Here is a 12,235-nt window from a genome sequence, read left to right as displayed (position 1 = left end):
AGAGGCCGGTCAGAACAACGCAGAATCCTGAAGTTCAGGGACGCAAAACCGCCACCCGCAACTGCTCGTTCAGCATCTGCTCATGGATATTTTGGCTCTTGCTCGCCCACAGCGCATGGGCCGGGCTGATGTCGCCGGTGAACGCTGCCGCCAACTGACGCAAGTCAGCGACGCTGCGCACACGCGGGCAGAACGGTTGTTCATCACAGTTCTGACTGGCGTTGCGATAGGTGCTCAACAAGCCCTCCCAGAGGCCGTCGCGCACTTGGCGAATCGAATCAAGTTGCACGTGCGTCACACCGAGCCGCTGTTCAAGTCCGACCTCATCCAGTGTTTCGCTGGCCAACAGCGCTTTGGCGAACATCAACACCTCACCGCGCGAGGCCGTGTCCATGCTTGCCTGACTTATAAGGGCATCAGGCCAACCAGTGCGATCAAGAGGATCCAGCACCCACGCGTTGCCAACGTCAGAGGCCATCGCCAAACGGCAAGTGCCCAACCCCAGCCATAAAATCGCGGCCATTCGTAGCCAGTGCATACCTAATTCCCTTTAAGCGCGTGTCAGACGTCTGGAAACGCCCTACAGATTCTGGCGCGCACGATACAGCGGTTTACCTCGAATCGCCTGACAATCACGTAGGAATTATTACGCCTAAGGGTTTTGGTCTGAAAAAGCTGCGAAAACACGTAGGGCATTTCCTCAAAACACGGAAAAACCCCTACGAAGACTGTCCATTGCGGCTGTCTTGTCCCACAGAGAAACGCCCTTCTATAGTGGCCGGCGCGGCTGCAAACCCGCTGCCGGCCCGCCCCAGCGCTTTAGAACAGGACACACCTCACCATGATCAACCGCTATCGCCCACTCAAGACTTGTTACAGCGAAAACCCGGTACTGCTTATCGACAGCCACTCCAGCCAGACGGATCTGATCAATGCCGCCGATCAGCGTCTGCGTGCAGCCGGTGATTTGCTGGAAACACTTTATTGCTTATGTTTCAAACAAGCTGACGTCAAAGATATTCCCAACATCGTCAACGCACTTTATTTATTGGTGCAGGATGGTTGCGACCTGCTTGAAGTTGCCAAACAGAAACCACCGCAAACAACATACAACTAATCCACATTACAAATACGGAAACACCATCACGCTTTATTTATATATACAACTGACACTAACTTGTTCGCTCTTACAACTAAACGAGAGCAACACCATGACAGTTCTAACTATATTTTTTTGCGGCACTGGCTCCAACAAGTTCGATACCGCCCATGAAAATTTCTGGGATGGCGAACTGGTTTCCACACTGGCTGCCAACCATACCGGCCGTGAGTTTGCCGAATGGATCGTCGTCGACGGACCCGGCAGCGGCAACCTGCAAGCTGACGATCTGTTCACCAAAACCAAGGAGTACGGCCTTACCGGCACACTGTTTGGCAAAGGCTGGGAGGAAAACGTGCAGCATGCCGTCAATGTCATCAAGGGCAAATGCGACTGGCAGCGTGAGCAACTGACCGAGGCCGAATACAACCGCCTTAAAGCCGCCGGGATTCCTATTGACGATGTCAAAGTCGAAGGCTCGTGGATGTGGCGAAAGTACAACTACGGCGACCGCAGCATTACTCAACAGAAGTTACAGGAAGGGATCATCAGAACCTTCCGCAAAGATGGCATTATTCCCACCCGCGTCAATCTGGTGGGTTGGAGCCGAGGCGGCATAAGTTGCCACATGCTGGCCAATACGATGTTAAAGGACAGCCAACTTAAAAACATTCCGGTGAACATCTTTGCATTGGACCCTGTTCCGGGTATCGGAAACTTCCAGGAAAACCGGGTCAAACTCGGCGCCAACGTCAAAGAATATGTCGCTTTCTATGCCCGCGATGAACGCTCCAAGGGCTTCAGCTGTGTCATTCCGCAAACCGCCACTGGCACTAAAACCCGCGTCTACCCGATGGCCGGCCGTCACGCGACCATGGCCGGTAACGCCACCTCCGCCGGCGGCGTACCCACCAACAGCGGCGACCTGAAAACGCTGGTTGAACCTGGCCGCATCGTCCGCCACCTCGCCGAAACCTGCCTCAAGCGCTGGGGCGTACAACTGAACAAAACCCTGAATCTGAGCGAAACAGATCTGCTGCGCCTGACGGGCGCTATCGTCGCCGACGAAGCGCGCTACAAGCAGATGCACAGCATTTCCTACACCTACTTCACCGAACTGGATAAAGGTGAGCGCTATGTTTCGCTGGGCAGCAAAGGCGTGCCGTTCTCGGCGGTGAAAGGCCCGATTTACGCGCCTGCAACGGGGCTGACGACGAGTGTGCTGGATGTGGCGGCGTATCGGGTTATTGGTTGAGGCGGAGCGGCGACCGATAGGTTTTTAACCAAGAAGGAAATAGAACGATGAACAGTACGAGCGGTGAATCGGAAAAGGCTAGCGACGAGGAAACCTACGAGGCATGGTTCATCCGGCAGGTCCAAGCCAGCATTGATGATCCTCGGCCAAGCATTTCCGATGAAGTAAGCAGGAAACTGATGGCAGATAAACGCGCTCGTTTAAGACGTCTGAAGGATTGTCAGCAATGACCTATTGAATCTACGTCCTATTCCTACAAAGACAGACTCCTTGTCTTCTATCGCCGTCGTGTAGCTCGTCTCTATAGTCGTGACTGTCGCTGCCAAATCAGCGGCTCGGGCTTGGTCACCCGTATTAGATGCGCATTCACAGTCGTTGTATGCTGCTGGCGCTTTTTTGTGTCAGCACGCTTTATGGCGGCTGCGTTCGGGACGCCCTAGGGCGTGCCGGTTGTGAATGCCTCATCGGTTGACCAACCCGAACGCAGTCCGCCACCTATCGCTTGGTCACGGTGGGTACGGATTCTCATGACGCAAAAAACGAGGCAAAAATAATGAAAACATGGAATCAATTCACCACCGATCGCTACCGCCCACTCGAATCCAACCTCACCGACTCCAAGCCTCTGCTCATCGATACAGCCGCCAACCCGCAAGACATCCTCGAATGCGCCGTCCAGCGCCTGCGCGCTTCAAGCGTCCTGCTACGCACCCTTTACTGCCTCAACTTCAGACAAGCCGACGTCGAAGACATCCCCCACATCACCCACGCCCTCTATCTGCTGACGCAGGATGGCTGTGACCTGCTGCAGGTTGCGCAGCAGCGAATGCTCAATTGGAAGGCACCAGCCTGAAAACAATCTCAGGCAGATGCGCACCCAAATAACTAGCGCCTGCCTGACCAAAGAACATGGATGCTGCACACCCGGCGTCCAGCACAGGAGTTGAATTTTGCAAACTATTATTGATTGCGTACGATGGGAGCCATTGTTCAACCAAGAGCTCGCCTTCATGACCACTGAAACCATCGATCACAGTACTCTCGCGCGATTGTTTGAGAATGGTTCGATCAGTAGCGCACATATCGTCGCCAAACCCGGTGGCTGGTCAATTCAGATTCAGCAAGGAAACAAAGAATATTCACTGGCAGCACAACGCAGTGGTCAGGTGCGACTGTTCAAGCGGTTCGAAACACTGGTGACCTACCTGCAAGGAGTAGGTCTCAATCACTTCGATGTGGACGCCTCCAGCTATGATCCTCTGCAGATAAAAACCTATGCCCGCCCTGATCGCGCCGAAGCGATGAAACAAGCTCATGAAGCTGCGGCATATGAAGAATGGGTCAAGCAACAGGTACAAATCAGCATTGATGACCCAAGACCCAGCGTCAGCGATGAAGACGCTCGCAGGATATTTGCCGCCAAGCGGGATGCCCTGCGTCAGCGAGTACGTTGATGAGGTTGGTCTGGCGCCAAGAGGCGCTGGATGACCGAGAAAACATCATGGAGCGTATCGGCCAGGAAAATCCCGCTGCAGCGATTAAGCTCGATGAGCTTTTCGAATCGAAGGGAGAAAGCGTCCGCCAGCAGCCAGCTTTATACAAAAGAGGTATCGCGCAAGGCACCCGCGAAATGGTTGTCACCCCAAACTACTACATCATCTACACAATCAAAGTTGATGCTGTGGAGATGCTGCGAGTACTGCATAGCAGGCGGCAATGGCTATGAAGGCTGAAGAGAAGAAGAACGGCGTTTTGAGTTCGCGGCTACCTAAGTAGCATTATTCTGGCTGTTTAACGCGAATGCTGCGGGAATAATGGCAGTTGATCTGATAATGACACCCAACCTATCACCCACAAAAAAGCCGCCCCAAAAGGCGGCTTTTTCATTCACGACAAACCAATCTTACAACTTAGGCCCTGCAGCCTTGATCGCGTCGCTCACTTCGAACTTCTTGAAGTTCTCGATGAACAGACCGGCCAGTGCTTTCGCGGCCTCGTCGTACGCAGCCTTGTCAGCCCAGGTGTTGCGTGGGTTGAGCAGGTTGGTTTCAACGCCCGGTACGGCTAGTGGCACGTCGAGGTTGATGGTGTCGAGGTGTTCGGTGGCTGCACCGATCAGCGCGCCGCTCTGGATCGCTGCGATCACCGCGCGGGTGGTCGGGATGTTGAAGCGTTTGCCGACGCCGTAGCCGCCGCCGGTCCAGCCGGTGTTGACCAGGTAGACCTTGGAGCCGAAACCGCGGATGCGCTTGATCAGCAGCTCAGCGTACTCGCCAGCCGGACGCGGGAAGAACGGTGCGCCGAAGCAGGTGGAGAAGGTCGACTTGATGCCGCTGCCGGAACCCATTTCAGTCGAGCCCACCAAAGCGGTGTAGCCGGACAGGAAGTGGTAGGCCGCTTGTTCTTCGTTGAGGATCGACACTGGCGGCAGTACGCCGGTCAGGTCGCAGGTCAGGAAGATTACAGCGTTTGGCTCGCCACCGAGATTGTGCTCGGAACGCTTGGCAACGTGCTCCAGCGGGTACGCGGCGCGGCTGTTCTGGGTCAGGCTGACATCGGCGTAGTCGGCGTGCTTGGCGTCGTCGATGACAACGTTTTCCAGCACGGCACCGTGTTTGATGGCTTTCCAGATAACGGGCTCGTTCTTCTCGGAGAGGTCGATGCACTTGGCATAGCAACCGCCTTCGATGTTGAACACCACGCCTTCGCCCCAGCCGTGTTCGTCGTCACCGATCAGGTAACGGCTTTCATCAGCCGACAGGGTGGTTTTACCGGTGCCCGACAGACCGAAGAACAGGGTCACGTCGCCTTCTTCGCCGATGTTGGCAGCGCAGTGCATTGGCAGCACGTCAGCGGCCGGCAGCAGGAAGTTCTGCACGGAGAACATGGCTTTCTTCATCTCACCGGCGTAACGCATGCCAGCGATCAGCACTTTCTTCTGTGCGAAGTTGAGGATCACGCAACCGTCGGAGTTGGTGCCGTCACGCTCAGGCACGCACTCGAAGTTGGCCACGTTGAGCACTTGCCACTCTTCACGACCGGCCGGGTTGTACTGGGCCGGGTTGATGAACAGGCAACGACCGAACAGATTCTGCCAGGCAGTCTGGGTGGTCATTTTCACGGCCAGGTAGTGATCTTCCGCCGCGCCTACATGCACGTGGGACACAAAGTGCTCTTGCGCGTTGTTGAACGCCTCAACGCGAGCCCACAGCGCGTCGAACTTGTCGGCCGGGAACTTGCGGTTGATCGGGCCCCAGGCGATAGCGGCCTGGGTGGAAGGCTCTTCAACGATGAAACGGTCAACAGGCGAACGACCGGTGCGGTGACCGGTGCGAACAACCAGAGCGCCGGTATCGGCAAGCTCGCCCTCACCGCGATTCAAGGCTTCTTTTACCAGATCATCAACACTCAGATCGGTGTACACGGCGTTATTGGCTTGCGTCATGAGATTCCCCGTCGGCCAGTGGCCGAGTGTGCTCCAAACGTTTTGTAGTAGAAAGTCGTGCACTACTACCGCGACAAAAAGTGGGCCGGATTATGCCAGAAACGCCCAAAAAGAGTAGGGTCCTCCCGTCGTAACGGCGATATTCCGTCGTTACGCAGTGAATTTACCTGCGCTGAACCGTTTTAGTGCCGGGTATCTGACGGCGTGTCGACGCCTGCGCCAGCGAACAATTGAGCAACATCCGTGGCATCGAACAGGTAGCGCTCGTTACAGAACTGGCAATCAACCTCGATGTTGCCACCGTGTTCGACCACCAATTGCTGCGCATCTTCCAGACCGAGACTGACCAACGCATTGCCGGAGCGTTCCCGCGAGCAGCTGCAACGAAAGCGCAGTTTCTGCACATCGAACAGACGAACCTGCTCTTCATGGTAGAGGCGATGCAGGACGGTTTCGTTGTCCAGGCTGAGCAATTCATCGGCGGTCAGGGTGGTGGCCAGCGCGGTGATGTGCTGCCAGCTGGCGGCGCGATCTTCTTCGTCTTTCAGACGGTCAGCCGGCAATTGCTGCAGCAGCAGGCCACGGGCGCGACGGCCGTCGGCAAACAGCTTGAAGCGAGTGCCGACCTGTTGCGACATGACGAAATAGTTGGTGAAGCAGTCGGAGAGGGTTTCGCCGTCGAGGTCGACGATGCCCTGATAACGCTGGCCAACAGTCGGGTCGACAGTCAGGGCCAGAACGCCATTCGGCATCAGGTCAGCGAGGGTCGCGTCCGGCATGATCTGCTCGGCGTCGTAACGCGCCAGGCCACGGATGTCGCGCTCGCTGGAGCACTCGATCATCAGCATCGGGATCGGGCCTTCCGAACGTGCCTGCAGAATCAGCAAACCATCGAACTTCAGGGTGCCCACCAGCAACGAGGCCGCCGCCATCAATTCGCCGAGCAGTTGCGCGACCGGCTCAGGGTACGGGTGCTTGGCGAGGACTTCGGCATAGCTGCGCTCAAGCGCAACCAGTTCGCCGCGTGTGTCGCTGTCATCGAAGATGAAACGTTGGGTGAAATCGGTATCCGCTAGCTCGGTCATAATTTTGGGTATCTGAATGTGGTGACAAAATGGTTACAAGGCGTGAAAATTTGCGCTTCTTGGCACTCTTTTTGGTGCCGACTGCTCTGCCATGGGAGGCATTTTATGAACAATCCGGGTTTGTTCCAATCTAGGTGGAACCTCGGCCGGCTGGTTCTTTGCAACGTAGTGCCGTTGGCGCTACTGGCTTTCTGGTTATGGCCTACGGGCAACGCGCTGTGTGTGATTTTCGACGAGTGGCTGTTCCGCTCACTCAATGCACCGCTGGCCAGCAACCCGATATGGCTCCACATCTGGGCAATTGCAAGTCTGCGACCGTTCGACATCGTCGTTGGCCTGATCCTGTTGACACTGCTGATCAAGGGCGACTGGGTGTTCAGGGCGATTGATGTGCGTCGCGCATTCTTCGGTTTTTTCTCGATCCTGCTGTTGATGGTGGTGATCCGCGCGCTGTTTTCCAAGTTCGCCGACCATATGGATTGGCAGCACAGCAGCCCGTCGATGGTGCTGGAAGGCGCGGTACACATCAGCGATTACTTCCCGCATCTGGAAAAAACCTGGGAGCTGAAGGATCGCTCGAGTCAGAGTTTCCCGGGTGACCACGCTTCGGTATTGCTGATCTGGGCGCTGTTCATGGGCGTATTCAGTCGCACCGTCGGGCAGTTTGTGACGATCTGGGGCCTGGCGCTGTTGTTCATGCTGCCGCGACTGGTGGCCGGTGCGCATTGGGGTCAGGACGATTACATCGGCGGTGTGCTGCTGGCGGTGTGGGCGTTGGGCTGGGGTTACTACACGCCGTTTGCGTATCACGCCTCGAACTTCTGGTTGAAAGTGACAGCGCCGATATTCGCGCTGCTGGGCAAGTTGCCGCTGGTGTCGCGGATGAGTGTGGTGCGTAGCGCCTGATACCGAGCTGTCTTCGGCGAGGGCTGCGCCCTCGATTCGCGAGCAGGCTCGCTCCCACATTGAAATGCAATCTCCTGTGGGAGCGAGCCTGCTCGCGAAGAGGCCAACACCAACAACGCGATTATTCGTCGTTACTGCTGCCGCGAAACTTGAACAAATCCCGCCGCTGCTTTTTGCTCGGCTTGCCGTCGGTGCTCACGCCCAACGCGCCCGCCTTGCGCATCGCCGCAGCGGCTTCACGTTTGGCAATACTCACCTCGGTCTCCGCATACAACGTCTGCGCCTCGGGTGCGCCGCGCCGCACGATCGACAACGCCTCAACCTTCACCGTACGCACTTCAAACCCGGTTCGAATCTCGAACTCATCGCCAATGCGCGGCTCTTTACCAGGTTTGCAGCGCTCACCGCGACAATGCACCTTGCCGCTCTCGATCGCCGCTTTGGCCAAGGCACGGGTTTTGTAAAACCGCGCAGCCCACAACCACTTGTCGAGACGGACCTTGTCGTCCTCTTCGCTTTTTTGTGCCATTTGAATTCCTCGTTCGGCCAGTAGTCGGAACTGTACTACCGTTTCTGTCAGGCGCAAGAACTCGGCCCTCCAGATAGACTGTGAGCTTGGCCGGTTCATCGGCATGGAGTGATCGAGTGACTAAATTTCCGTCTTCATTAACCTCGAACAACACCGGTTGCCAGGGCTGTCAGCACAGTGAACCGTTGGGCTTCGATTTTGACTTTGCCTACCAACCTATCGTCGATCTGCGCAACCAATCGGTTTTCGCCCATGAAGCGCTGGTCCGTGGGGTGCGCGGTGAAGGCGCATTGACTGTGTTGAATCAGGTTACAGAAGACAACCGCTATCGTTTCGACCAGCTCTGCCGGACCCGGGCCATCGAAGGCGCGGCCAATCTAAATATGCAGACACACTTGTCGATCAACTTCATGCCCAACGCGGTCTATCGTCCAGAGCTGTGCATTCGCAGTACGCTTGAGGCAGCAAAAAAACACCGCTTCCCTATCGATCGACTGATTTTCGAAACCTTGGAAAGCGAGCACGTAGATAACTATCGCCATTTGACCAATATTCTGCGTGAATACCGCGAATTCGGCTTCAAGACCGCCATCGATGATTTCGGTGCCGGTTATTCGGGGCTCAATCTGCTGGCTGATTTCCAACCGGACCTGATCAAACTCGACATGGCGCTGATCCGCGATGTCGATCAAGACCGTGTTCGTCAGGCGATCGTCCGAGGGATTGTCACAATCTGTGCGGAGTTGGACGTTACAGTCATTGCCGAAGGCATTGAGAGCGCCGGTGAACGGGACTTCCTGGCGGACTGTGGAATATTTCTGATGCAGGGCTACTGGTTCGCCAAACCTGCATTCAAAGCGTTGGCCCAGGTTTCACCTGAGGTCTGGACGCGTTAATCGTTGGTTTTTTCTATTGAAGACATTTGACCATTTGACCGTTGTCGGTCTGCGCGAGTGGGTGGCGCTCCCGAATTTGGGAGTCGCGGGCCTGCGGGCGAAAATCGACACCGGCGCCAGCACCTCCAGCCTGCATGCCACCGACATAGAGCCGTTCGAGCGTGACGGTGAGAAGTGGGTGCGTTTCACCGCGCACCTGGGCACGGTGGTGCAGTTGCGTCACCGTCGCTGCGAAGCGCCACTGGTAACCCGCAAAACCATTAAAAGCTCCAACGGCCATGCGCAGGTGCGCTACGTGATCAGCACCACCCTGGCCCTTGGAGATCGAGTGTGGCCGGTCGAGTTCACTCTCGCCTGCCGCAAGTCCATGCGCTATCGCCTGTTACTCGGTTCCAAAGCCCTGATCGATGGCCAGTTGGTAGTCAATCCGGGCATCAAATATGTACAAGACAAGCCGGTGTTCCCGGTATCTACCTCCTCCACAGGTGTTGCATGAAGATCGCTGTGCTGTCGCGGAACCCGCGTCTGTATTCCACCCGCCGTCTGGTCGAAGCCGGAACCGAGCGCGGGCATGAAATGGTAGTGATCGACACCTTGCGCGCCTACATGAACATCGCCAGCCACAAGCCGCAGATCCACTATCGCGGCAAACCGCTGGAAGGCTTCGATGCGGTGATTCCGCGGATCGGCGCGTCGGTGACGTTTTATGGTTGCGCGGTGTTGCGCCAGTTCGAAATGATGGGGGTGTTCCCGCTAAACGAATCGGTGGCTATCGCCCGTTCACGGGACAAGCTGCGTTCGCTGCAACTGTTGTCGCGTCGCGGTATTGGTTTGCCGGTGACTGGTTTTGCGCACTCGCCGGATGACATTCCCGACCTGATCGACATGGTCAACGGCGCGCCTTTGGTGATCAAAGTGCTGGAAGGCACCCAGGGTATCGGCGTGGTGCTGTGCGAAACCGCGACCGCTGCCGAATCGGTGATTGAAGCGTTCATGGGCCTGAAGCAGAACATCATGGTTCAGGAATACATCAAGGAAGCGGGCGGCGCGGATATTCGTTGCTTTGTGGTCGGCGACAAAGTCATCGCCGCCATGAAACGTCAGGCCAAACCCGGTGAATTCCGTTCCAACCTGCATCGCGGCGGCAGCGCCAGCCTGATCAAGATCACCCCGGAAGAACGCATGACTGCATTGCGCGCCGCCAAGGTCATGGGCCTGGCTGTGGCGGGTGTTGATATCCTGCGCTCCAATCACGGGCCGCTGGTGATGGAAGTGAACTCGTCGCCGGGACTGGAAGGGATCGAGACCACCACGGGCAAGAACGTGGCGGGGATCATCATTGAGCATCTTGAGAAGAATGGCGGACCGAATATGACCCGGACCAAAGGCAAGGGCTAGAGCCAAGAGCTAGAGCTAAGAGCAAGAGCCCCTCACCCTAACCCTCTCCCAGAGGGAGAGGGGACTGATTGGGGGATGCTTAAGAGATACGCCGACCTGATCCTGCTGTGCCGAATCCATAATCGACTCAGTCTTTCAGGTCGATGTATGACGCAAGACACCTCGGTCAGCTCCCTCTCCCTCCGGGAGAGGGCTGGGGTGAGGGGCTTTTGATCTACACAGCATCCCTAGGCAACATCAACCCCAACGGCAACCGCACCCGCGCTTCCAGCCCACCACCAGACCGGTTACGCAGTTCAACATTGCCGCCATGCATCGAAGCAATCCGCTTCACGATCGCCAAACCCAAGCCAGTACCCTTCCCGCCCCGGGCACGATCGCCCCGTGTGAAGGGGTTGAAGATCGCCTCCAGCTCCGAAGGATCGATCCCCGCGCCACGGTCCATCACACTCAGCACCACATACGGCGCACTGACGTCACCGGACACATAAGCCGCGACTTCAACGTGACCGCCGGCATGGTTCAAGGCGTTGCCGATCAGGTTGTTCAGCAAGCGTTTCATCGATACCCGACGCAGCGGAAACGGCTGGATCGGCTCCAGACGCAAACGCACCTTCTCTTCATTCTGGTTGTACGGCGCCGCGACCTCGCGCACCAGATCAGTCAGATCCACCTCTTCCACCGACTCGTCGCGACCATCACGAATAAACGCGAGGAACTGGTCGAGAATCGCGTCCATGTCTTCGATGTCGCGCACCATGTCGTCGGTCAGGTCATTGCGATCGCCCATCAATTCCAGCGACAGCCGCAGCCGCGTCAACGGTGTGCGCAAGTCATGGGACACGCCGGCCAGCATCAACTCGCGCTCGCGGCCGGCCTGCTCGACGTCTTCAGCCATCTGATTGAAGGCGCGATATACCTCGGTCATTTCGCTCGGTGTGTCGCTGATTGGCAGACGCACGCTACGACCCTGACCCAGTTGCCGGGCGGCATACACCAGACGCTTCAAGGGTTGGTTGAGCTGGCTGACGAAAATCCACGCCGATGCCGTCGACAACAAGCCGATGGCGAGGAACCAGCCAAGCACGTTCCAGATTTTCTGGCCGCGCAACGGGTGCGGATACAGCGGCACCTTCAGCCAGCCATCACCGAGGCTCGGCGCGCGGACCCACAACGCCGGCGGCGAGTGCATGCGCAAGCGCACTTCGGTGTCGGCACCGAGTTCTGCCTGCATTTGCCGTTGGTAGATTTCGCTGTACGGCCAGTGCTGCTCGCCTTCCGGCACACCGGCGCCGACCACCCGGATCAGGGTCGCGGCATCAGCAATCTTCGCGCGGTTTTCTTCATCGGCGGCCCAATAGGCACGCAGCGTCAGGGCGACGCCGTGGCTGTATTGGCGGTCCACCAGCACGTCCTCGTTCATCAACAGATAAACCAGGGTCAGTGCCTTGGAAAACAGCACGACGATAAGCACCAGCCAGAGGGTGCGGGAGAAAAAGCTTTGGGGGAACCAGACGGGGGTTTTCATCTATAACCGCTACACACTTGCAGGAGCGAGCAATGCTCGCATATTGCGGATTGCGAGTCTGCGGGCTGGCCGTTCGACCAAACCTGCAGACCCG

At 57.0% G+C, this 12,235-nt stretch carries 15 protein-coding genes; 10 read left to right on the top strand and 5 right to left on the bottom strand.

What is annotated here, in order from left to right; translation table 11 throughout:
• Positions 1-34: 34 nt before the first annotated feature.
• Positions 35-538: a polysaccharide deacetylase gene (locus tag L8H52_RS28490; protein WP_242209877.1), complete on the bottom strand. Its 504-nt coding sequence runs from the start codon at positions 536-538 to the stop codon at positions 35-37.
• Positions 539-841: 303 nt separating this feature from the next.
• Between L8H52_RS28490 and L8H52_RS28485 the strand changes: the two genes are divergently transcribed.
• The 6 genes from L8H52_RS28485 to L8H52_RS28460 all read left to right on the top strand — a co-directional run bounded on the left by L8H52_RS28485 (position 842) and on the right by L8H52_RS28460 (position 4,080).
• Positions 842-1,117, top strand: a complete 276-nt coding sequence (locus tag L8H52_RS28485; protein ID WP_007917948.1) for a hypothetical protein — start codon at positions 842-844, stop codon at positions 1,115-1,117.
• A gap of 94 nt (positions 1,118-1,211) precedes the next feature.
• Complete coding sequence (locus L8H52_RS28480; RefSeq protein ID WP_242209886.1) at positions 1,212-2,354, top strand: hypothetical protein; 1,143 nt, start codon at positions 1,212-1,214, stop codon at positions 2,352-2,354.
• A 47-nt stretch (positions 2,355-2,401) separates the two neighbouring features.
• The gene (locus tag L8H52_RS28475) at positions 2,402-2,584 is read left to right on the top strand and encodes a hypothetical protein (RefSeq protein WP_242209878.1); all 183 of its coding nucleotides are present in this window, start codon (positions 2,402-2,404) and stop codon (positions 2,582-2,584) included.
• A gap of 323 nt (positions 2,585-2,907) precedes the next feature.
• The gene (locus L8H52_RS28470) at positions 2,908-3,207 is read left to right on the top strand and encodes a hypothetical protein (RefSeq protein WP_242209879.1); all 300 of its coding nucleotides are present in this window, start codon (positions 2,908-2,910) and stop codon (positions 3,205-3,207) included.
• Between the two features lie 157 nt (positions 3,208-3,364).
• Positions 3,365-3,808 carry a hypothetical protein gene (locus L8H52_RS28465; RefSeq protein WP_242209880.1) on the top strand — a complete coding sequence of 148 codons (444 nt, stop codon included), beginning with the start codon at positions 3,365-3,367 and terminating at the stop codon, positions 3,806-3,808.
• On the top strand, positions 3,808-4,080 hold the full coding sequence (locus L8H52_RS28460) for a type II toxin-antitoxin system RelE/ParE family toxin (protein ID WP_242209881.1): 273 nt from the start codon (positions 3,808-3,810) through the stop codon (positions 4,078-4,080). Before L8H52_RS28465 ends, L8H52_RS28460 begins: the two co-directional genes overlap by 1 nt.
• Positions 4,081-4,257: 177 nt before the next feature.
• On the opposite strand, the gene L8H52_RS28455 is transcribed toward L8H52_RS28460, so the two are convergent.
• Together L8H52_RS28455 and hslO are read right to left on the bottom strand one after the other, a co-directional pair.
• Positions 4,258-5,799 carry a phosphoenolpyruvate carboxykinase gene (locus L8H52_RS28455; RefSeq protein ID WP_007917942.1) on the bottom strand — a complete coding sequence of 514 codons (1,542 nt, stop codon included), beginning with the start codon at positions 5,797-5,799 and terminating at the stop codon, positions 4,258-4,260.
• 182 nt (positions 5,800-5,981) lie between these two features.
• Positions 5,982-6,884: an Hsp33 family molecular chaperone HslO gene (gene hslO, locus L8H52_RS28450; RefSeq protein ID WP_077570226.1), complete on the bottom strand. Its 903-nt coding sequence runs from the start codon at positions 6,882-6,884 to the stop codon at positions 5,982-5,984.
• Positions 6,885-6,989: 105 nt separating this feature from the next.
• On the opposite strand from hslO, the gene L8H52_RS28445 reads away from it, so the two are divergent.
• A complete protein-coding gene (locus L8H52_RS28445) occupies positions 6,990-7,790 on the top strand; it encodes a phosphatase PAP2 family protein (protein WP_242209882.1) in 801 nt (266 codons plus the stop codon).
• Positions 7,791-7,911: 121 nt separating this feature from the next.
• Here L8H52_RS28445 and L8H52_RS28440 read toward each other — a convergent pair whose 3' ends face one another.
• The gene (locus L8H52_RS28440; protein ID WP_242209883.1) at positions 7,912-8,319 is read right to left on the bottom strand and encodes an RNA-binding S4 domain-containing protein; all 408 of its coding nucleotides are present in this window, start codon (positions 8,317-8,319) and stop codon (positions 7,912-7,914) included.
• Between the two features lie 116 nt (positions 8,320-8,435).
• On the opposite strand from L8H52_RS28440, the gene L8H52_RS28435 reads away from it, so the two are divergent.
• The 3 genes from L8H52_RS28435 to rimK are packed head-to-tail and all read left to right on the top strand — an operon-like array spanning position 8,436 to position 10,613.
• Positions 8,436-9,215 carry an EAL domain-containing protein gene (locus L8H52_RS28435; RefSeq protein ID WP_242209887.1) on the top strand — a complete coding sequence of 260 codons (780 nt, stop codon included), beginning with the start codon at positions 8,436-8,438 and terminating at the stop codon, positions 9,213-9,215.
• 34 nt (positions 9,216-9,249) lie between these two features.
• Positions 9,250-9,711 carry an ATP-dependent zinc protease gene (locus tag L8H52_RS28430; protein ID WP_277930608.1) on the top strand — a complete coding sequence of 154 codons (462 nt, stop codon included), beginning with the start codon at positions 9,250-9,252 and terminating at the stop codon, positions 9,709-9,711.
• Positions 9,708-10,613 carry a 30S ribosomal protein S6--L-glutamate ligase gene (gene rimK, locus L8H52_RS28425; RefSeq protein WP_007949201.1) on the top strand — a complete coding sequence of 302 codons (906 nt, stop codon included), beginning with the start codon at positions 9,708-9,710 and terminating at the stop codon, positions 10,611-10,613. The genes L8H52_RS28430 and rimK overlap by 4 nt, the downstream gene beginning before the upstream one ends.
• A 214-nt stretch (positions 10,614-10,827) precedes the next feature.
• Here rimK and L8H52_RS28420 read toward each other — a convergent pair whose 3' ends face one another.
• Entirely contained in the window at positions 10,828-12,141 is a 1,314-nt protein-coding gene (locus L8H52_RS28420; RefSeq protein ID WP_007917930.1) for an ATP-binding protein, read from the bottom strand.
• Positions 12,142-12,235: the final 94 nt, after the last annotated feature.

This window comes from Pseudomonas sp. CROZ-RG-20F-R04-15, assembly GCF_022662375.1.
Classification (GTDB): Bacteria; Pseudomonadota; Gammaproteobacteria; order Pseudomonadales; family Pseudomonadaceae; genus Aquipseudomonas.
The sequence above is the reverse complement of the archived record's forward strand: the minus strand, read 5'-3'. Positions and strand labels throughout refer to the sequence as shown.

Bases quoted from the DNA above. Each gene is read 5' to 3' on its own strand.
- hslO (WP_077570226.1), bottom strand. From the start codon at position 6,884: ATGACCGAGCTAGCGGATACCGATTTCACCCAACGTTTCATCTTCGAT.
- L8H52_RS28490 (WP_242209877.1), bottom strand. From the start codon at position 538: ATGCACTGGCTACGAATGGCCGCGATTTTATGGCTGGGGTTGGGCACT.
- L8H52_RS28455 (WP_007917942.1), bottom strand. From the start codon at position 5,799: ATGACGCAAGCCAATAACGCCGTGTACACCGATCTGAGTGTTGATGAT.
- L8H52_RS28440 (WP_242209883.1), bottom strand. From the start codon at position 8,319: ATGGCACAAAAAAGCGAAGAGGACGACAAGGTCCGTCTCGACAAGTGG.
- L8H52_RS28475 (WP_242209878.1), top strand. From the start codon at position 2,402: ATGAACAGTACGAGCGGTGAATCGGAAAAGGCTAGCGACGAGGAAACC.
- L8H52_RS28480 (WP_242209886.1), top strand. From the start codon at position 1,212: ATGACAGTTCTAACTATATTTTTTTGCGGCACTGGCTCCAACAAGTTC.
- L8H52_RS28445 (WP_242209882.1), top strand. From the start codon at position 6,990: ATGAACAATCCGGGTTTGTTCCAATCTAGGTGGAACCTCGGCCGGCTG.
- L8H52_RS28420 (WP_007917930.1), bottom strand. From the start codon at position 12,141: ATGAAAACCCCCGTCTGGTTCCCCCAAAGCTTTTTCTCCCGCACCCTC.
- L8H52_RS28470 (WP_242209879.1), top strand. From the start codon at position 2,908: ATGAAAACATGGAATCAATTCACCACCGATCGCTACCGCCCACTCGAA.
- rimK (WP_007949201.1), top strand. From the start codon at position 9,708: ATGAAGATCGCTGTGCTGTCGCGGAACCCGCGTCTGTATTCCACCCGC.
- L8H52_RS28485 (WP_007917948.1), top strand. From the start codon at position 842: ATGATCAACCGCTATCGCCCACTCAAGACTTGTTACAGCGAAAACCCG.
- L8H52_RS28460 (WP_242209881.1), top strand. From the start codon at position 3,808: ATGAGGTTGGTCTGGCGCCAAGAGGCGCTGGATGACCGAGAAAACATC.
- L8H52_RS28465 (WP_242209880.1), top strand. From the start codon at position 3,365: ATGACCACTGAAACCATCGATCACAGTACTCTCGCGCGATTGTTTGAG.